Below are 19472 nucleotides of genomic sequence, written 5' to 3' on the forward strand. Positions count from 1 at the left end.
TTGTTGTAAGGAGGGTTTCATTAGTTGCCTTATTTTTATTTCTATTAGCGTATAGGGTAGCTGTTTATATCTTCTTCTACTTTACCAATTGTTAGCCTTAATAGAAAAGGGTAAACGATTAGTACTATTCCAAATAGAATAAAATCTGGTTTTACAAATAATAGGATAAATGCTCCTCCTTCTATAAATAGCCCATCTAATAATAGAAGCAGTTTGGTATGGGGCTATTTTTTCTTCTAAAAGTAGTTTAGGGTTTATTTTTTTAAGAGCATCTTTATAGAGAAAATTACTTAAAAAGTAAGCCGCTATAGATGTTGCTAAATATATAAAAGAGTCAATACCTAGTATGGGGAATCTAAATTGTTCCAAAGAACTTAAGTTGCCCATAAAAAAGCAGACTAACAGTATGTCTATGAAAATCGCTAAATGTATGGTTTGAATGGTTTTTGTTTTTGCCTTCATAAAATTTATTTAGCAGATTGGGTTATAAATATGCCATCAAAATAATTGCCAGATTGCAAGCCAATAAATAATATTCTTTTTGTGTTTGTTTGGTTTTCTGTCATGGAAATCTGGATTTCTTTAGCATTTTTTCTTTCCAATTTAAATTCAACCTTGTCTATAATAAAATTGCTTACTGTTGTGTCTATTTCGTTTATTCCTGTAATTAGGTCGTTGTTAAGTGTTATATCCGAAATCCACCAACCTTCTCCTTTGGTTGTTATTGTTATAGTTTCTTCCGCTGCTGTAAATTTTACTTGCTTTTTAGATAACTCAATATTGTCTTCCCATTTCCCTATTGGGACTTCCTTGTTAGAACAAGAAAAGAGGACTACTACAATTAACAAAAGTCCTGCTAATTTTAGTTTCATTTTTTTTGCATTAAAATTTTATCAAAGATAAAACACCTAAAGAAAAGTCCGTAATGTATTACTCAAAAAAAAGCGGCAAGTTTTGTTATATGTCTAAAATAGAGGGATTTGCCATCACTATTTAGAGGGTAATTCTTTTTTTAGAAAAAGAATTACCCTAGTTACCCTAAAAAATGCAAATGGTAAGGGTTATTCGTTAGCTGGTAAATTTTCAAATTCTTTTCTTTTATTTTCAAACCATGCGCCCATAGCATTTGAGTCTTGCATAAGTGTTTGCATTTTATTCATGGCATCTAAATGTGCTGCATCCCCTTTTTGAAACATTTCCATACCGTGTTTTTTACTCATTTCTGTGATTTCTTCGAATGTATTCGCTGTGAATGTTGTATCGCAGGCACCTCCTAATTGGTTGCAAATCATTGTTTTCATAGTAAAATTTTGTTGTTTTTTTAAAGATAAACAATTAAGGCTATTTACGGAAAATACAGCATTAACTTTGGGTTAATACATAGAATTAGCAGATTCTTTAGAAATTTGTGGAATAGAACCCCAATGTTAGCAAATTTTATGGTTGGCATCGAATCTAAAAAAATCCATGGTTATTGTATTGGTCATCCTCTGTCCATGTTTGATGCGTGCGTAGAGTTACTAAATTTAGACCATACAAACGCAATATACTTATCGGGATTCTCTTCTTGCATTTTTTTTAAATAAGATATAAAATCTGGGATGCCATCGGTAACAATCTGGATTGTATTGTTACTATTCTTTACTTGCATATTGTTCTATGACTTTTTTAGGATTTTCTTCGTAAGCACGCTTTGTAAAAGGTAATTGTGTTTTTTTTAAAGGCATTTTTTTTTTGCTTATATAATTTAATTGATGAGAAAAGGAAAGCAGAGGCACTTTCTTTTTTTAGAGTTAAAAATGAATAGCTTAGCTTCTAAGAAAATCACAAGCAATTGCAGTTTTATAAAAAATAAAGAATAATACTTTTAACTTTTTTTGCTCTCTATAAGGTGAAATTAAATTCTAAGAGGCAACTATCTCATAGTAAAAGCAATAGAAAAAACAATTTATAATTGTGAATATCTATTCTTATAATTGTGATACAGGACTATGATTAAGGGTTATATTGGCATCCTTAAAACAGATTATATATGAGTGCAATTTGGTATGAATGCAAGGTAAAGTATAGAAAAATAGATGAGAATAGTGGTGCACAAAAAGTAACTACGGAGCCTTATTTAGTAGATGCAATATCGTATACAGAAGCAGAAAGTAGAATTACAGAAGAAATGGCTTCTTACATTAGTGATAGTGATGAGATTAAAATTACCAACATAAAAGTGGCTAATTATGCCGAGATACACCCTTTTGAGAATTCGGACCGTTGGTTTAAGTCCAAAGTATCTTTAATTGCTTTTGATGAAGAAAGTGGTAAAGAACGAAAAACAAATATGTATTTACTAGTACAAGCTAATGATGTAAAAGAAGCCTATGACAACACCACAAGTGTAATGCAAGATACTATGGGAGAATATACTATCCCTGCTATTGCAGAGTCACCAGTTAGGGATGTTTTTCCTTATTTTTCTGGAGAAGAAGGAGATAAGGAGCGTTTAGAAAAATTTAATGAAATAAAAGCATCTGTTCCTGAAGCGGTTCAGTTTAATGATGTCTTAGAGATGGAGGATGTTCTAGAAGAAACAGAAAATGCTTCGTAATTACATTGAAATAAAATATAAAAAAGGAAGCAATTTTGCTTTCTTTTTTTATTCCCACGAGTAGGTTTTATACCCCGAATCTTGTTTCGAAATACATAAAATTAGTTTCTTTTAATACCCATTCTATTTATCGTTCCAAACGGCTAACTTATTACCGCTGGGGTCTATAAACTCGAATCTGCTTCCGCCAGGAAAAGAAAATATTTCTTTCCATATTTTTCCTCCATGGTTTATTACATTATCCATCGCTTCTTGTAAATTGGTATGGTAAAGAACCACCAAGGTTCCTCCAGTTGTCATGATATCTGTTTTTGCAAATCCGCCAGAAATTCCAGCTTCATGAAAATCGCAATAGGCATCTCCATAATCGGTAAAGGACCAGCCAAAAGTATTGCCATAGAATTTTTTTATTTCGTCTAAATTGGTTGCTTGTAGTTCTATAAAATGGATGGTATTATTTTTCATTTTTATTTAAATATTTTAGTCATAGAATTTAAGCAGGGACTAACATCAAAATAAAGACCTTCTATTTTGGTTTCCCCTTCTGCGAGTTTTAAATAATCGTAATGCTCAATTAAACTTTGCGTACCCCCAAAAGTAAATCCTAATATATTTAATAAATCATACTCATGTGCTGTATAAATTACATAAAAAGACTCTTCTTTTGTGGTTCCGTTTCCAGAACTAAGTAACGCATCTATTATAATATTAAATTGCGCTATTTTTTTTCGGTACCCTATTATATTATCTGTTTTTTCCAAAGCATAAAGCTGGTAATTAATAGTTTTTAGTTCAAACGGGTTTTTTACTAAAACAGAATCTCCTAGAGTCATTATTTTTTTAAATTCTAGGGTGTCGTGTGTTTTTAACTCCAATATAATTTGTAAAGAATCTGCAAAGCCAGAGTGTGCATAAGGGGAGTAGTCTTCTTGAAAAGAGTATCCGTAATATAAATGTCTTTTTTCTTTTAGCGTTAGGGTAGAATCCGCTTTTGTAAATCTATCCATAAGACTGGGGTAGTACAAATTAGAATTTTGCTCTGCTATGTTTTTCTTGATCTCCGTGTAATCGGGTTTTTCAAAATTCCAATCTTGGGAGTAGAGTTGTAGAGATGAAAGAGAAAGGACTACGAATATTATTTTTTTCATAAATTATTTTTCTAAATGAGATTTCTAAGTATTATAACTCAACCATTCTTTTCCTACCTCTTCCGGAAAAGTTTACCAAAGAGCATCGTAATCTCTATGCGCCCACCAAATTTATAAATTTATAATCTTGTTCTGGGGTATTATCTAGAAGGCTTATTAAATATAAATTCTGTTCTGTTTTATAGCAATATGCTTAAAATATACATTGGCAGTAGCAATGTTATTAAGATTGGGGTATTTAGGGATAACTTCATTAAAATCTTCGGCAAGGTCATTTCTATCTGTATTCAGTAAGCTTACTGCAAGTAGTAATGGTTTGTTATATATTCTTTTTACTATTTCATTGATAAATTCAATAGGTAAGGTTACATCATTTATCCAAGCATCCCACGGAATTTTATTGTCCATTTGTTCTGTATAAAGATCAGCGTTATTTTCAATAAAGGGATAGGTGTTATTTACGTCTTCTTGTATAGGAGTGTTGTCTTCTTCCTTGTTGCAACTGGTTAACAATGCAATAAGAGAATATAGAAGTATGTAAAGTTTATTTCTCATTTTTTAGACTAAATCATAGAGGTGTAAATATTGTTCTTAAAGTTTATAACGCCAAAATCTTTAGGATAGTAGGTTTTATTATCATTAAAACATCCGTTTTACACAATATTATTTTGAGCGTATTTTCTTACGTAAATTTAAGCTAAAAATTAGTATGTTTTTATTTCCTCAGAGAAGTGTTTTTTTTTAGTTAAAAAGACTAATTCCATTAGTTTTCTTAATTTAACGGATTCTAAGCATTGTTAACATGAAGTACACTTTCTTATTTTTTTTACTAATCACTATGTCTATTACATCGCAAACTAAGGCACCATTAGTTACACCTGCCTATTTACAAAAAGGAGATACCATTGCTATTGTGGCACCTGCGGGAATTTTAAAAGCGTATAAAAGGCCAGACATAGAGAAAGCAAAGGCGCTGGCAGAAAGTTGGGGGCTTAAAGTAGTTTACGGAAAAAATTTATTTAGTCAAGATAATCATTTTGCTGGTACGGATGAACAACGATGTCAAGATTTTCAAGATGCACTAGACAACCCCAATATTAAAGCTATTTGGTGTGGAAGAGGTGGTTATGGTTCGGTTCGGTTATTAGATAAGTTAGATTTCAGTACCTTTTTAAAACAACCTAAATGGATTGTTGGTTATTCTGATATTACTGCTTTTCATAGCCATATTCATAATTTAGGTGTAGAAACATTACACGCCATGATGGGGACAAGCATGCAAGATAAACCAGAAGATATACCGCATACCATTGAGAGTTTTAGAAAAGTATTGTTTGGCAAGCCTGTACGTTACACTATACCTTCTTCTAGCTATAATAGAACCGGAAAAGTTAGTGGAGAATTAGTAGGTGGTAATTTAGCTATACTGTCTTCTATGCTAGGTTCTACAAGTCAGATTTCTACAGATAATAAAATTCTTTTTATTGAAGAGGTAGGAGAGTATAAGTATAGTATAGATAGAATGTTACTAAGCTTAAAGCGTGCCGGATATTTTAAAAATGTAAAAGCTGTTATTGTTGGTGGTATGACAAAAACTAAAAAGAATACAACCCCTTGGGGTGGCCCAGAGGAAGAAATAATATTAGATGTTGTTCCTAAAGATATCCCTGTTCTCTTTAACTTCCCTGCAGGTCATGATCCAGACAATAGAGCTTTATTACTAGGAAGAGAGGCAGAGGTAACCATTACAGACAAAGTAGCTACAGTAGTTTTTCGTTCTTAAATTTTGGTACAGCCTTTGGGTTTAGATGGTATGGCGGAATGTTTTTATTCTAATGTACGTTTCATCAGTACATCTGTTTGCTTGTCATCGCCTAAATAAAATAGGTGTTTGTCAAAAGCTACAAAACCATTTTTTTCATAAAAACGGATTGCTCTTGGGTTTTTTTCCCATACACCTAACCAAATATAAGAAGCCTTTTTTTGTTCTGAAATTTCTATTGCTTTTTCATAAAGTATTTGCCCCACTTTTTTTCCATGAAATTTACTTAGCACATAAATACGCTCTATTTCAAGAGCATTTGTATCTATAATATTGGTCTGGGCAGCACCAATATTAATTTTTAAATATCCTATTATATCACCTTCTAGTTCGGCAAAATAAAATTCAGAATTTTTGTTCGCTACTTGGGTTTTTAGTTTTGCAGTAGCAAAGTTATTTTCCAAATATTGGGTCATATTTTCTTCACTATTTACAGAAGAGTAGGTTTCCGTAAAACTTTGTATTCCAATTTTTTGCAATTGCTCTATATTGCTTAGGTTTACCTTTTTTATTTTTACGTTCCTCATTCTATAATTTCGTAGTCTATACTTAGTTTTCGCAAGGCTCGTAAAGCAGTACCAGAATTTTTATCTGCCACCTCAATATCTACAGGGTCTCCTTCTAAGAGTATATCTGTAAGTTCCTTTGCTAAGGATGTATCCATGTTAGATGAAATTTCTGCAATACATTGGGCTATTGCTCTTCTATCTGGTCGTTGAGCATCACAAGACAATAAGTTTAATTTCATAATACGGATTTATACCTGCAATATACTAAAGTTGCGGTTAGAGAGGTCTCCATTGTACTGGTGCTCTATAGTTGTAAAGGTCATTGACTTCCAGAGTTGTGCTACATGCCGATAGTATCTATCTCATTTTTTGGTCTGTTTTTTTTCCAAGTTTTTTCTAGATATTTATATAATAAGTAGCAACTTAAAATTCCAAAAGGGAGCATTATAAAACCAAATAAAGTTTCATTAAAAGTTTCTGAAAATCCAGGAGAAACAATTTCTCCAATAATACCCGCTATAAGACCAAAAAAGAAAATGCCACCGTAATAAACTAGAATACCTAAAACAGCATAACCCCATTCACTTTTATTGTATTCTTCTGCTAACTTGTAAAAATACTTACCTATCCAATACAGTAATAGTAATCCTAACATGCTTTTTGTTTTTTTGTTTCATATAACGCTTAAGTATATAAAACGATACTTTTTGGAAATCATTGGATGCCCGTTGATTTTAGTTGTAATAACCAGTAAACTTTAGCTCACTAGAGCTGGAGTCAAAGGATATTGTTTTTTTTCAATGTTAAAAAAAAGTTAATAGGAAAATTGGATTCCAAATCTAATTCCAAAGTCACTATCTAGAGAACCGTACTCTGGTAGAAAGCCTTCGCTTTTATAAAAAAATTCGGAAAATAATCCAATACTTTTTATAAAAGAACTCTCCCTTTGAATAGCTGAATAATTTAGTTTTAAAAATGTATTAGCACCTAATTTACCTTCACTAGAAATAAAGGATAGGTTCAAGGGCTGGTTCCATACATCGAAGCCCATACTAGCATTTAGTTTATTGTATATTCTATGGTTATATAATTTTACGCCACCAGCAAAAAAAGTGTTGTCTTTGTTCATGAACTCCCTAAAATAAAAAACGAACTTATATTTTTCTTTTACAGAGAGATAGAAATTTTGTTCAAAATAATCTCCAAAAGGAGATAGGTCATGCACTATGGAAAAGTTCCCTTTTAAATTAGGGTTTACCCTAAAGTTTGTCTTCCCAAATAACATAGGAGATAAGATATTACTAAAAGATTTCCATGCTAAACCTCTGGCATATTTTTTTTCTACGTTGGTTAAATCGTCAAATCTAGTATATCTAAAAAATGGTGTGTTGGGTCTGTGTAAATGTCTAACCGCTCCCCATATATCGTGTCCTACGATGTCTCTTTCTAACTCATTGTCTTCTTCTTTTAAATCCAGAGAAATCGATGGAGTTAAAGAAGTAGAATGATAAAAAATTAAGCCTAGTTTTCGCAACACATATTCTTCGCGTAAAATGCTATAAGATTCCTCTTCAAAGAATACCAGTTCCTCTATTTTATTTGCAATTCTATGGTCAGATTCTAAGCCAGCGGTATGTAAGCGGATATAATTAGAAATATCGTTATTTCTTAAATTAATTAATTCCGCATCTCTTACACCTTTTACATAAGCAGCTCCCGCACTATTAAAAAATGGTTGATTTATGCTCCCTATGCCTTTTGCGGTTAAAACGGATCTATGTCCTTCCTCATGTGTTAAAGGTTGGCTAAATAGACCAATAAAAAGGACTTTAGTGGCAGTGCTAATTTTTTTATTAGGAATTAAGTCATCTAGAGTTCTAGATAATATGCGATAACCAGCCACATAGTTTTGAGTAAACTGATGCATGGTAAAAGACTCCGAACCATCATAAATATTAAACTCGTACGTCTTTGGTAAATTATCGGTTTTTACTTGTGCGTATCCTATGATCGAAGTAAAGAGAAGGATTATTAAAACTTTAATTTTCATTTTTTTCTAGATATTTAATGTAATTAGGTGTGTTATTCTCCTAGGTTGTAGTTCTATTTATTTTCCGTTTTAGTCCTTTGGTAATATTCATAGACTATCCCAGCAGCAAAAGAAACCCAGATTAATCTATACACCCAAACACCCATTTCCAAGCCAAATACTTGGTGCTGCTCTAAATCTCCCATAAAGCTGTAAAACACATTCGATAAACATAGGGTTACTCCGATAATTGTAAAGCTTTTACTCATTTTATATTTTAGTTTTACGAATTAGCGATACAAATCCAATTACGATTATTACAGCTGATATAATAATCGGAAAATTGGCACCCTCTTTTTTGTATAATATTACAGCCCCAATAGCCCAAAGAATAATAGCAATTGCGAGTTTTATTTTTATCGAATTTTTCATATTTAGTTCTATTTATTGTTGCCGGCACGAGCAAGATACTTGCGCTAGCGGTGAAAAACCTAGGTAATATTCCATCTGATTTTTAAAATTGTACGCCTAAACTAAATCCAAAAGATCTGTATATTACATTAGATGGTCTTTCGAACGCTTCGTTAAGGACAATTCTTTTATAACCGTAAAAATTATAGTCACTAAAAACATTCAGGTTTACATTAAAAGCATCCGTTCTGGTTATCGGAAACTGTATACCGAACCTAACATTGCCCATTTCACTGGTAATATTGTCGCTTAATGCTATGTTGTATGCAGTCATTAGGTTTATATTAATACTTTCATAATTTCTAAAATGGTATCTTAAAATGCCACCCAGTTTTAAAGCTGATATTTTTAATTGCGATTGGTATTGAATACCACCAACTGCTCCTACGGTAAGTTTATTAAAAATGGGGTAATTTATATTGTATAAAAGTCCAAAAGAGGTTTTGTTGTCTAAGTCGGTTGTTGCTCCTGAGATTAACCTGTCCCCAGAATAACGGTCGTAATCATAGGTTACTTCATTATTAACTCCAAATTCAATTTCAACGTTAGAAAATATTTTTTTTGGTATTTGGTTAGGCTTGGCATTTTGTCCATAAGAAAATAACGAAATACAGGATACTAATAGGGTTAAAGTTTTTGTCATTTTAAGCATTATATTTTAATTCTATGTGTTGTTACTGGCACGAGCAAGATTCTCGCGATAGTGGGGGTTATTATGTTGGAGGTTTTTTCAATAGTTTCTATTTCTTCTTTAAATTGAATGTTTCAGAACGTCTTTTATTTATCAACCCTGTATTTATTGTATTTACTAATTAATCTTTCTGCGGCTTGTAACATCATAGGCTCGGCTCTAGTTTGATAATCAAAAGCACTCTCTTTATCGAATTTAGAATTGCTCTCTGTATCTATTGCATTGGCTTTGGAAGAAGAGAGAATAATGCCACTTTTTAAATCGTATATAGTAATAGAAGCTGAAGATGTATTGCTGGTACTGTAATTAGAATCTGGGTCATTAAAGGAGAGACCACTAGCTTCATTTGCAATTACTTTACCCTTAACATTAATTAAATAATCGCACTTGGTACTTTTATAAAGTTCTTGTAGTTCCAATTTCGTGGCTTCAAATTTTATTTCAGGGGAAATTAATGCGAAGCTCCTTAGAGAATTCATGTCTATTAAGGAATCTCCTAGTATTTTTTGGAAAGACACAAAAGATTGTTCGTAAAATCTTTTGTCATACTCCAGTTTTGAATTTGTTTGTGTTTTATTTAAAATCCACTTCCCTTTGCCAAAATCTAAGTTTTTTCCAGCATAAAATTCAAATGTATATTTTCCTCCTACACATGAAAAACAGCAGCTTATTACTATTAAGCAAAATAAAATTTTGAAATACTTCATTCTCATTTTTAGGTAATGTTTGTTAATATTTTTAATTCCATGTATTGTTTCCGTCACGAGCATGATGCTCGCGCTAGCGGTTTTTTTAGATATTGTTAGGCAAATTTTTGTTTAGCTTAATGTTGAAAATGTTTTTCGCAAAATCAATACCTCTGTAAGTTTCAATATCGTCACCGCAGATGATTTCAAATGCTCCTTTATTTAATTCAATCATTTGTTTTATTCTCCACATTCCTATACCGTCTCCATTTTTTCCTAGCTTTTTTGCAGAGCTTCCAGAAACCCCTTCAATAAAGATTCTTTCTCTTTCATTAATTGGTATGTATAGGCTTATCATTTCAATAGACATCGTTACAGTATTATGATATTCTTCAAAATCAATGTTAATGTTAGTTTCGGGTTTTGAGTATTTTGCAGAATTTTCTAAAAGATGATATAAAGCAACTTGAATAGTTTCGTAGTCGATATATATTTTACCATAAAAGTCTGAAACTTGAACATATATACTCTTAGAAGTGAAATCACCAAAAAATGTGTGTAATATATTTAGGAGAACTACTCTAAAGGGATATTTTATAAATTCTAAATTAGCATTGTCGTCTCTGTCAAGTTTTCTATAAATAGAAAATTCTGACTTCATATGAATATTATGTTTTGCTATCCGCAAAAACATCATTGCAGCTTTGTGTTTATTAGTAATTAGTTCTTTTTCAATATATTCTTTTTGATTTCTCCAATTTGAAGAAAGAATGTCTTGTGGTATTAAATTATATATTTCTTGAATGTTATGTGCATTTATTGAAGTTAAATTATGAACTAAACGGTTGACTTTTTGTTGTTCTTCTTTTTTTACTTCACTAATAATTTGTTCTCTCGGAATTACTAAATCATAATAAGCATATGAAAGAGCTTCTAGTTTATTTTTAAAAAGTTTTGTTGTTTTTGTGTTACCACAACATAAGAAAGTAACTCCTTTCTTGTTTTCAATTTTCCCTTGCCTTCTATTGTCGTTATATATAGGACATTTAGAAAATAATTTTCCTTTTGTATCACAATATTTATAGCAGTCTACACAATCATTTTCCAAATTATTTGAAATAATATTTTCTTTAGTATCGGTGATTCTAAAATGATTCATAATTATAAATCATTTAATAAATTTTCTATTAAATTACTAAACTGGAAAGGTTCTGCGTCTTTAGATAAGCACCCATCAACTTCTCTTAATGCATTATGAAATCTATCACCTTTAGTATCAGCTGAATATATTATGATTTTTTTGTCAGTATATTTTTTTTTCAGTGCAGATGCTAAACCAAGTCCTTCATCCTTAAATAATGTAGTGCCAACACCATTTATATCTACAAAAACGATATCAGCTTCTTTTACTTTTGGGTCATCAAGGTTAATAACATCTTTGATTGACTTTGTGCTTTTCCAGCCTTGTCTTTTTAATATTGAAACTATCTGAAAATCAGTGTGATTATCGTCAATAAATAATATTTTTGTAGTATCCTTAATTCTGTTTTTCTTTTTTTTAGCTTCTTCTTTTATATCATCTTTTCTTTGAGTAGAATTAATATTATTAGTAATAGTTATTTTTTCTTTATTAGTCGAATTTACAGAGGCAGTTTTTTCTTTTCTCTTTTTCCTGTTAATCAGGATATAAGTTAAAGCTATCCCAATAACGGTTGCTCCGACACCGCTAAATACCCACTCATAGTTTTCATTCATTTATTTAAGTTTTCCCTTTTTTAATTTGCCTTAACTTCTATATACAGAATAGCCCACTTCCCAAAACAATTTCAGGAACAGAATAGCTACAAAACGTTGCGTAATTTTCTAAGAACTTAAATATACTATAAACCTCTAAAATTCTACAAGTCTTGTAAGAAAAAATGCGAGTACAATGTAATAATGAGGGGAAAACCTTCTTATGCAAAAAAGAATAGATTTTTCCGTAGTTTTGCACCCTTAAATAGGGATTACTAATGAACATACAAGAAGTACTTACTTTAAAAGTAAAAGAGGCTATACAGGCAATATTTAATGCAGAACTGCCAAGCGTAGAGTTTCAGCCCACACGTAAAGACTTTAGCGGCGATATTACCGTGGTTGTTTTTCCTATGCTACGCGTGGTAAAAGGGAATCCTGTGCAAATAGGTACGCAAATAGGAGAGTACTTAAAAAAGGAGGTGGCCGAGGTTACCGATTTTAATGTGGTAAAAGGCTTTTTAAATTTGGTAATTGCAGATGCTTTTTACCTAAATTTCTTTAATAGTATTAAAGAAGAAGCACATTTTGGCTATGCCAAAAAAGATAGTAAAGAAGCGGTAATGGTGGAGTATTCTTCGCCAAATACCAACAAACCCTTACATTTAGGGCATATACGTAATAACTTATTAGGATATTCGGTGGCCGAGATTTTAAAGGCATCGGGTAAAAAAGTATACAAAACCCAAATTATAAACGACCGTGGTATTCATATTTGTAAGAGTATGTTGGCATGGCAACGTTTTGGGAATGGCGAAACACCAGAAAGTACGGGCCTAAAAGGCGATAAGCTAGTTGGGAATTACTATGTTTCTTTCGATAAAGCATATAAGGCGGAGGTTGCAGAATTGGTAGCTAACGGTACGGCTAAAGAAGTAGCAGAAAAGGAAGCACCTCTTTTAGTTGCGGCACAAGAAATGTTACGTAAGTGGGAAGCTGGCGATGCGGAAGTGGTAAACTTATGGAAAACCATGAACCAATGGGTGTATACCGGTTTTGCCGTTACTTATAAAAACCTTGGTGTGGATTTTGACCAACTGTACTACGAGAGTAACACGTATTTGTTAGGGAAAGATGTGGTTGCAGACGGACTTAAAAAAGGCGTATTCTTTAAAAAAGGAGATAGTAGCGTTTGGATAGATCTAACCGACGAAGGTTTAGACGAGAAAATTGTTTTACGTTCCGATGGTACAGCGGTTTATATGACCCAAGATATTGGTACCGCCATACAGCGTGTAAAAGATTATGCCGATGTTAGTGGTATGGTCTACACGGTAGGGAATGAGCAAGATTACCATTTTAAAGTATTGTTCTTAATTCTTAAGAAATTAGGTTTTTCTTGGGCAGAAAATTTATTTCACCTAAGCTACGGAATGGTAGATTTACCAAGTGGTAAAATGAAAAGTAGAGAAGGTACTGTTGTGGATGCCGATGATTTAATGGAAGATATGGCGCAGACGGCTGCAAAAATATCCGAAGAATTAGGAAAGTTAGAAGACTATAGCGCCGAAGAAAAAGACACTTTATACCGTATGATTGGTATGGGTGCTTTAAAATATTACATCTTAAAAGTAGACCCTAAAAAACGAATTTTATTCAACCCAGAGGAGTCGGTAGATTTCCAAGGGAATACAGGACCTTTTATTCAGTATACCTATGCCCGAATACAATCTATCTTACGTAAAGCGGAAAGTACAGGTGTTGCTACGGACGAAACTATAGATGCTTCTTTTGAATTGCACGATAAAGAAAAGGAACTTTTAAAGCAGGTACAGATTTTTCCAGATACCATTCAATTGGCAGCGGAGAATTATAGTCCGGCTGTAATTGCAAACTATACGTACGATTTGGTAAAGGAATTTAATTCTTTCTATCAGAATGTTTCTATTTTAGGGGAACAAAACGAGCAGAAGAAAATCTTTAGAGTACAGCTTTCTAGTAAAGTGAGTCAGGTAATACAAGATGCTTTTAAATTATTAGGAGTAGAAGTGCCAGAACGTATGTAACCTCTCCTTTTTTTTAATTTAAAATCCGTCTATTCGAGTACTTCGACTTTAGGAGAAGTGTATCGAGAATAGGGTTTTAGATTTAAAAAGATTTTCTCGATACATTTTGCCTCCGTTTTACGAAGACAAAACACTCGAAATGCCGCTTTTTTAATCTATAATGGCTTAAAATTAATTTACGAAAAGACCTAATAGGTAGTATGATAGATGGAGCAGATATTTTTGCATTTACAGCTTTGGCTTGTATTTTTGGGTACCTGTTATACATTATCTACTATACATTAGATTTATTTTTTCTGAACCCGTTCAAGAGAATAGCGCCACTAACAAAGCAAGAGGAATACACTATCCAATCTAATCTGCCTTTTTACGTCCATTTAGACAAAGACAAAAAGAAACGTTTTAAAAAGCGCGTAGTGCGTTTTAGAGATCGTAAAAAAATAGTTTTCCATGCCGATGTGGTAGAAAAGGAAAAGATAACACTGTTGCTAAGTGCAACGGCAGCAATGTTAACGCTAGGTATGGCAGATTTTCTTATTCTATCGGTAAAGAAGATACTAGTATATCCAAGCCAATATTATTCTAAATTCACTAAAAAGGACCATTATGGCGAATATAATCCGTCTTTAAAAACCTTAATTTTTTCAGAGGAATATTTATTACACGGATTTAAAATTCCTAACGATAACATTAATTTGGCGGTGCACGAGTTTTCGCATGCTATTAGTTTTAACGTAGCCAATAAACTAAACCTTAGATCGTATAAATTTATGTTCGGAATGCGGAAAATTAACACCTTGTTCCATAATGCTACCTTTATTGCCAAGGTAGATAGTACGGGTTATTTTAGGTCGTATGGAAAAAGTAATATCCATGAATTTTTTGCGGTTTCGGTAGAGAATTTTGTAGAAACGCCCGAAGAGTTTAAAAGGCAATTTCCAAAACTATATAACACTATAAGGCGTATGCTGAATTTTGGATTTTATAGGATGAAAGCTTAAGTAGCGGATTTAGGTATAAGGTAGGGGAAAGGAAAAACACTTCATTTTTTACTTATAAATTTTGGAGAATTAAATCTACTGGTAGGATTAAAATGTAACTCTAAAACTAAGGTTTGGTGTTACTCCTAGGGAAAGCCGCTGTATGGTTTCAATTTCATTATCGGTATTTATACGGTAATAGGTATTTAAAATATTCTCTCTTCCCGATAAATTTAGAACAGATGCCCCAATGACAGCATTTATCTTAGGATTTAATTTAAAAGTATAGGTAGCAGAAGCATCGGCACGCATATATTCGGATAATCTGCTGCTATTTGGTTCTTGGTAATTTATACGTGCTGGAAAAAAGTTAGTGTTTATGGCAGCATCTCCTTCTTGGGGTTTTGTAAAAGGTTTTCCGCTTCGGTAGGCGAGGCCTATTCCTAATTTTAGGTTTTTATGCGTAAGTGTTCCTGCTAGGGTAGCGGTATGGCGTATATCTAAATTATTAGGAAAAATTTGTGGGACTAAAGAGCTAAACGTATAGTCGTTTTTATTGTATGCATAGCTGAACCATAAACTATAAAAAGCACTTTTTTGGTTTATTAAGAATTCTACTCCTTTTATGGTGTATTGCCCAATTTCGCCATTAAACTGATACGGGTTTTGAAAACCTTGGGTTGCGGTACTGATGCCTTTTACTTTTTTATAAAACCCTTCTACACCAATATATAAATTGTGATGGTCGTAATTTAAACCTAAAGACCCTTGTTTGCTTTTGGTAATAGGAAGTTTATCGCCATCGGATAAAATCCATCTTCTTTTTTCTATTCCTAAAAAGTTCTGCTCTAAATCTATCACCTGGTTAGTGCTTTGACTTTTAAACTCGCCTTGCGCTTTTATCTTTACAAATTCTGTTAGCGCATAGCTGAGGTTTATTCTGGGTTCTAGAATGGTTTCGCTATAGGTATTTATATTTTCTATTAGATTGGTGCGCCCTCCAATAGTAGCAAAAAGTTTGGAGTTGGGAGAGGTATAACCAATTTCGGAAAATAGGGCATGGGTGCGTACTACGCCTTTAATATTACTGGTAAATGGTGGTTGGGTAATAAAGGTGTAGTTCGTAATACCAACCTCATTAAAATTATAACCGTTTAACCAATGAAAATTTTCGTTTGGGGTGTATTTTGTTGTTAGTTTAATAGCGGTTTCTAATACCTCATTTTCTTGGGTTAATATCTGTTTTGCTAGTAAATTATTGTTTTGGGCATTTAGTTTGTAACGCGTATAGTATACGTTTAAATTGGTAGTAAAGTATTTGTTCCAATCGCTTTGTAAAGAGCTGCCAAAAGAAAGGTTGGTTTGATCTAAACCGCTGTCGGAATACGGGTTTTGGTCTTGCGTTTCTAAAAAATCTAAAGTGTTACTTATATTAATAAAGCTAATTCTAAGTTTATGGTTCTCATTTATATTATAGAGTAGTTTTCCTGTGAAATCATAGAAATAGAAATTAGCATTGCGCTCAATATCTTGTGCATTATTATTTTGAAGAATTTTACTGTCTTGAAAAACTTTATCGAAAAAACGGTCGTAGGCGGGCGAATTAAAGAAATCTGTTACCGAACGCCGTGCCGAAAATTGAAAAGTTATTTTTTCGGTAATTGGTAATTGCCCATAAACATCGCCACTAATAAAATGGATGCCTGCCCCACCAAAAAAAGACTCGGTCAAGGCATCTTTCGTTTTTATATTTAGGACACCACTAACACCATCACCATATTGTGCACTGGTACCGTTTTTTGTACTTGTAATACTTTTGGTTAAATACGGGTTAAAGGCTGATATTAAACCAAAAAAGTGACCAGATTGGTACATTTTTATGCCGTCCCAAAGGATGAGGTTTTGATCGTTGGTACCTCCTCTTATATTAATATCGGATACAGTTTCATCTATACTCTTTATCCCTGGTAACGTCTGAATGGTTTTAAGAATATCGGGTTCTATTTGTCCAGGAAGAATACCAAAATCGTCAGGATTAATAGTAATACTACCATTGACTTTTTTTTGTAATCCCGTGGTAAGAAATTGGTAAACAATAACCTCTTTTAATTGTTGGTATTTTAAGGCAAGGGCTATTTTTTTAGATGGGTATTGTTGGGTAAGTGCACTCGCTTTTATAAACAGCGGTTTATAACCCAAGAACTTTATTTGTACCAATACATCTAAAGTAATATTCTCTAATGTAAAACGACCATTACTATCTGCTATTGTAGCTTTCGTGGTATTTATTGCTTGTATGGTTGCTCCCGCTAGAGGTTCGTTTTTGTAGTTGTCTAATATTTGTCCGTAAATAGTTGCGGAGTTTCTCTGGGAAATAGCATAATACCTATCACTAAGTTTTTTAATTTGCAATTGTGTCTGCGTTACAATGTGTGCTAATTGCTTATCTAAAGAATTGCTATTGGTAGGAGTTATTGTAAAGCCAGAAATAGCAGTATCTATAAAAGAAAATTTTATAGTAAAGGTTTTTTCTAAAGCTTTTAAGTGCGTTTTTAAGAGAATAGGAGGTGTGTTCGTTTCCTGTGCATTTCCATTACTAGTAGAAAATAATAGAAATACGTAGAAAAGTAGAAAAGCTAATTGTTTATTCCGCGTTTTTAGCATAAAAAACCACTTTATTCCCCTTTCGTTTAAACTTTATCTGCGTAGGAATGCTTATACTTTGCAACGCTAAATTAATGTCTGTATTGCTAAAAGTACCTGTGAATAATTGTTTTGTATTTATGTTTTTAGTTTCTACAGTTATATTATGCTGTCTTTGGAGTTCATTTAAAACATATTGCAGAGGAATACTTTTAAAAGAACTCTCTTTATGTATCCAACTAGGTGTATTGGTATCTGGACCTGTAACAGAAACTTCTTTTCCGTTTATAGCAAGAAAAGAGGTGCCAGCAGGTAATTTTGTTTCTTTATTATTATAAGTAACACTTACCAAACCTTCAAAACAAGTAACTTCAAAGAAGTCCTTTCTATTTTCTACATTGAATTGGGTTCCTAGAACAGCAACAGTTCCTTGGTTTGTAGCAACGGTGAATCTTTTTCCTTTGGCAACCTTAAAATACGCTTCTCCTTGTAGTGCAATATTACGCTCTGTATCCCAGTTTTTTTTGCTGTAAGAAACGGACGACTCTGCATTTAGTATGATCTGAGAAGCATCGGGTAAAACTACTTCTTTGTTTTCCGCATACTGTGTACTTATAGATTCGTCTAAGGTTCCTAAATAAAAATAGCTAGCAACCATCAATACAGCTACAGCAGCAGCAAGTTGTAAAAATCGTTTATATGGTTGTAGTGTTACAACCTTAGGTTGCTCTGTATTGCGTCTATTTTTGTTTTCTTCCCAAGCGGAATCCATATTATACAAAGGAGCTTCTAAAGTAGAAGAGGCATCTTTAATTTTTTGATACGAAGCATATTCCTCAGTCTGCTTAAAAGCAGCGAGTTCTTCCTCGGTCAATTCATTATTGAGCCATTTTGCTAAGTAATTTTCTTGCATTTTTTCTAGCTTTATATTTTTATAACAACAGTTACTGTAAATACCCTACTTTTATGTTACGATTAATTTATTACAGAAGAAATATGGGGTATCTAAAATTACCTTATTTTTTTAAATTTGATACGTATTGTTTAAATAGTTTTTGTTGAAGAAAAAAATTGTTCATTTTTATTTTCTTTTAGTAGCCTTAGGTTTTTCTTTAGGGGGAAATGCGCAAGGCTATACAAAACTGTCTAAAGAAGAAAAGCTTGCGCTAAAATTAAGTGCTAAAGTATATGTGGATTTAAACGAAGTGTCTCTGCAGCAATTAGATACTCTTCTGGTTCGTAGAACTCCAATTATTGTGACCCTTTCTTTGGATAGGGAAGTAAACTTGCGATTCGTTACTTTATATAAAAAGTACAAAAAACATCTATATCTTTTTTCTAAAGAAATTCCAGATACCTATATTACCGATGCGCTTGTAACGGTCAATATTCCGTCAGATGAAGTTAAAGTAATACGCATTTCTTCTTCTGGAATAGCTACATTTAATTCCGAAGTTTCTGAAAATTTAGAGTTTGTAAAAGTTTTTTTTGAAGAACATACCCGAATTACGGATAGTCTGTTACTGGGGCTTTGGGAATCTTCTGGTAAAATTCCTAATTTTATTTATGCCGATGCTCGCTCATTAGTAGAAGGGAGTCGAATAGTATCCAGGATTAATAAAATGCCAAAAGTTTACGGCGAATTAAAAGCGGAGGATAAATTGCTGTCTAATGTGGTTTTTAAAAATAAAAAGAACACAAGAGCAAGCGGTTTTTTTAGTTTTCCAATAAAAGACATAACAACCCTTCCTATATTAATTCCTTATAAGGCAGGGTATCATTTTTCACCAGATATTTTATATACCACACCACAAAATCAGAATAATTTAAAAGTTTTTGAAGGGTTTCAATTTGAGCCAGAAGACGATTTATCTGATCATTTTGTTTTTAATTCTACCATAGAAAATAAAGTTCGAAATAATAGCAAAGAGATTATTTCTAACGGTGTTTTAGTGCAAAAAGATACCAAACATGGGAAAGTAGGTTTTTTTAGTGATAGGGCATATATAGATGCAGGATTAAAAAGTAGAGAAGCATTGCAATCTAGTTTTACAATTTCGTCTTGGATAAAACCTACAGCCCGGAATCTAGATA

At 32.5% G+C, this 19472-nt stretch carries 24 protein-coding genes; 5 read left to right on the forward strand and 19 right to left on the reverse strand.

The annotated features are described in order from the left end of the window. Positions 1-81: 81 nt before the first annotated feature. The 4 genes from QZZ51_RS03955 to QZZ51_RS03970 all read right to left on the reverse strand — a co-directional run bounded on the left by QZZ51_RS03955 (position 82) and on the right by QZZ51_RS03970 (position 1651). Positions 82-462 (reverse strand): MFS transporter, encoded by a 381-nt coding sequence (locus tag QZZ51_RS03955; RefSeq protein WP_291866246.1) that lies wholly within the window; start codon positions 460-462, stop codon positions 82-84. Positions 463-467: 5 nt separating this feature from the next. Then, on the reverse strand, positions 468-872 hold the full coding sequence (locus QZZ51_RS03960; protein WP_291866249.1) for a hypothetical protein: 405 nt from the start codon (positions 870-872) through the stop codon (positions 468-470). Between the two features lie 189 nt (positions 873-1061). After that, entirely contained in the window at positions 1062-1301 is a 240-nt protein-coding gene (locus QZZ51_RS03965) for a DUF1059 domain-containing protein (RefSeq protein ID WP_291866252.1), read from the reverse strand. 182 nt (positions 1302-1483) lie between these two features. Further along, entirely contained in the window at positions 1484-1651 is a 168-nt protein-coding gene (locus QZZ51_RS03970; protein ID WP_291866254.1) for a hypothetical protein, read from the reverse strand. 381 nt (positions 1652-2032) lie between these two features. Here QZZ51_RS03970 and QZZ51_RS03975 point away from each other — a divergent pair, with 381 nt between their 5' ends. Further along, the gene (locus QZZ51_RS03975) at positions 2033-2599 is read left to right on the forward strand and encodes a DUF4494 domain-containing protein (RefSeq protein ID WP_291866257.1); all 567 of its coding nucleotides are present in this window, start codon (positions 2033-2035) and stop codon (positions 2597-2599) included. A 123-nt stretch (positions 2600-2722) separates the two neighbouring features. Here the strand turns inward: QZZ51_RS03975 and QZZ51_RS03980 are convergent, their stop codons facing one another. The 3 genes from QZZ51_RS03980 to QZZ51_RS03990 all read right to left on the reverse strand — a co-directional run bounded on the left by QZZ51_RS03980 (position 2723) and on the right by QZZ51_RS03990 (position 4302). Beyond that, on the reverse strand, positions 2723-3064 hold the full coding sequence (locus tag QZZ51_RS03980) for a VOC family protein (protein ID WP_291866259.1): 342 nt from the start codon (positions 3062-3064) through the stop codon (positions 2723-2725). 2 nt (positions 3065-3066) lie between these two features. Next, a complete protein-coding gene (locus tag QZZ51_RS03985) occupies positions 3067-3747 on the reverse strand; it encodes a DUF4919 domain-containing protein (RefSeq protein ID WP_291866262.1) in 681 nt (226 codons plus the stop codon). Positions 3748-3903: 156 nt separating this feature from the next. Then, positions 3904-4302 (reverse strand): hypothetical protein, encoded by a 399-nt coding sequence (locus QZZ51_RS03990; RefSeq protein ID WP_291866264.1) that lies wholly within the window; start codon positions 4300-4302, stop codon positions 3904-3906. Between the two features lie 247 nt (positions 4303-4549). On the opposite strand from QZZ51_RS03990, the gene QZZ51_RS03995 reads away from it, so the two are divergent. Continuing rightward, positions 4550-5530 carry an LD-carboxypeptidase gene (locus QZZ51_RS03995; protein WP_291866267.1) on the forward strand — a complete coding sequence of 327 codons (981 nt, stop codon included), beginning with the start codon at positions 4550-4552 and terminating at the stop codon, positions 5528-5530. 44 nt (positions 5531-5574) lie between these two features. On the opposite strand, the gene QZZ51_RS04000 is transcribed toward QZZ51_RS03995, so the two are convergent. From QZZ51_RS04000 to QZZ51_RS04045, 10 genes are all read right to left on the reverse strand, one after another. Beyond that, the gene (locus tag QZZ51_RS04000) at positions 5575-6096 is read right to left on the reverse strand and encodes a GNAT family N-acetyltransferase (RefSeq protein WP_291866270.1); all 522 of its coding nucleotides are present in this window, start codon (positions 6094-6096) and stop codon (positions 5575-5577) included. After that, complete coding sequence (locus QZZ51_RS04005; RefSeq protein ID WP_291866274.1) at positions 6093-6317, reverse strand: hypothetical protein; 225 nt, start codon at positions 6315-6317, stop codon at positions 6093-6095. The genes QZZ51_RS04000 and QZZ51_RS04005 overlap by 4 nt, the downstream gene beginning before the upstream one ends. A 101-nt stretch (positions 6318-6418) precedes the next feature. Next, a complete protein-coding gene (locus QZZ51_RS04010; RefSeq protein WP_291866277.1) occupies positions 6419-6733 on the reverse strand; it encodes a hypothetical protein in 315 nt (104 codons plus the stop codon). Between the two features lie 159 nt (positions 6734-6892). Beyond that, positions 6893-8128: a hypothetical protein gene (locus tag QZZ51_RS04015; RefSeq protein ID WP_291866282.1), complete on the reverse strand. Its 1236-nt coding sequence runs from the start codon at positions 8126-8128 to the stop codon at positions 6893-6895. 53 nt (positions 8129-8181) lie between these two features. Beyond that, positions 8182-8376, reverse strand: coding sequence for a hypothetical protein (locus QZZ51_RS04020; RefSeq protein WP_291866285.1), 195 nt, complete (start codon positions 8374-8376; stop codon positions 8182-8184). A gap of 1 nt (position 8377) precedes the next feature. Beyond that, on the reverse strand, positions 8378-8539 hold the full coding sequence (locus QZZ51_RS04025; protein ID WP_291866288.1) for a hypothetical protein: 162 nt from the start codon (positions 8537-8539) through the stop codon (positions 8378-8380). Positions 8540-8621: 82 nt separating this feature from the next. Further along, positions 8622-9221 carry a hypothetical protein gene (locus QZZ51_RS04030; protein ID WP_291866291.1) on the reverse strand — a complete coding sequence of 200 codons (600 nt, stop codon included), beginning with the start codon at positions 9219-9221 and terminating at the stop codon, positions 8622-8624. A 134-nt stretch (positions 9222-9355) separates the two neighbouring features. Next, positions 9356-9976 (reverse strand): hypothetical protein, encoded by a 621-nt coding sequence (locus tag QZZ51_RS04035; protein ID WP_291866294.1) that lies wholly within the window; start codon positions 9974-9976, stop codon positions 9356-9358. 85 nt (positions 9977-10061) lie between these two features. Continuing rightward, positions 10062-11114, reverse strand: a complete 1053-nt coding sequence (locus tag QZZ51_RS04040) for an ATP-binding protein (RefSeq protein WP_291866296.1) — start codon at positions 11112-11114, stop codon at positions 10062-10064. 2 nt (positions 11115-11116) lie between these two features. Then, positions 11117-11710, reverse strand: a complete 594-nt coding sequence (locus tag QZZ51_RS04045) for a response regulator (protein ID WP_291866299.1) — start codon at positions 11708-11710, stop codon at positions 11117-11119. A 257-nt stretch (positions 11711-11967) separates the two neighbouring features. On the opposite strand from QZZ51_RS04045, the gene argS reads away from it, so the two are divergent. Next, positions 11968-13755, forward strand: coding sequence for an arginine--tRNA ligase (gene argS, locus QZZ51_RS04050; protein ID WP_291866302.1), 1788 nt, complete (start codon positions 11968-11970; stop codon positions 13753-13755). A gap of 200 nt (positions 13756-13955) precedes the next feature. Beyond that, the gene (locus QZZ51_RS04055) at positions 13956-14756 is read left to right on the forward strand and encodes a zinc-dependent peptidase (protein WP_291866304.1); all 801 of its coding nucleotides are present in this window, start codon (positions 13956-13958) and stop codon (positions 14754-14756) included. An 87-nt stretch (positions 14757-14843) separates the two neighbouring features. Here QZZ51_RS04055 and QZZ51_RS04060 read toward each other — a convergent pair whose 3' ends face one another. Then, complete coding sequence (locus QZZ51_RS04060) at positions 14844-17399, reverse strand: TonB-dependent receptor (protein WP_291866307.1); 2556 nt, start codon at positions 17397-17399, stop codon at positions 14844-14846. Further along, positions 17380-18291: a FecR family protein gene (locus QZZ51_RS04065; RefSeq protein WP_291866310.1), complete on the reverse strand. Its 912-nt coding sequence runs from the start codon at positions 18289-18291 to the stop codon at positions 17380-17382. The genes QZZ51_RS04060 and QZZ51_RS04065 overlap by 20 nt, the downstream gene beginning before the upstream one ends. A 145-nt stretch (positions 18292-18436) precedes the next feature. Between QZZ51_RS04065 and QZZ51_RS04070 the strand changes: the two genes are divergently transcribed. Further along, positions 18437-19472, forward strand: a 1036-nt coding sequence (locus QZZ51_RS04070; RefSeq protein ID WP_291866313.1) for a hypothetical protein, incomplete at its 3' end; no start/stop codon positions are given.

Source organism: Maribacter sp. (assembly GCF_016744255.1).
Lineage (GTDB): Bacteria > Bacteroidota > Bacteroidia > Flavobacteriales > Flavobacteriaceae > Maribacter_B.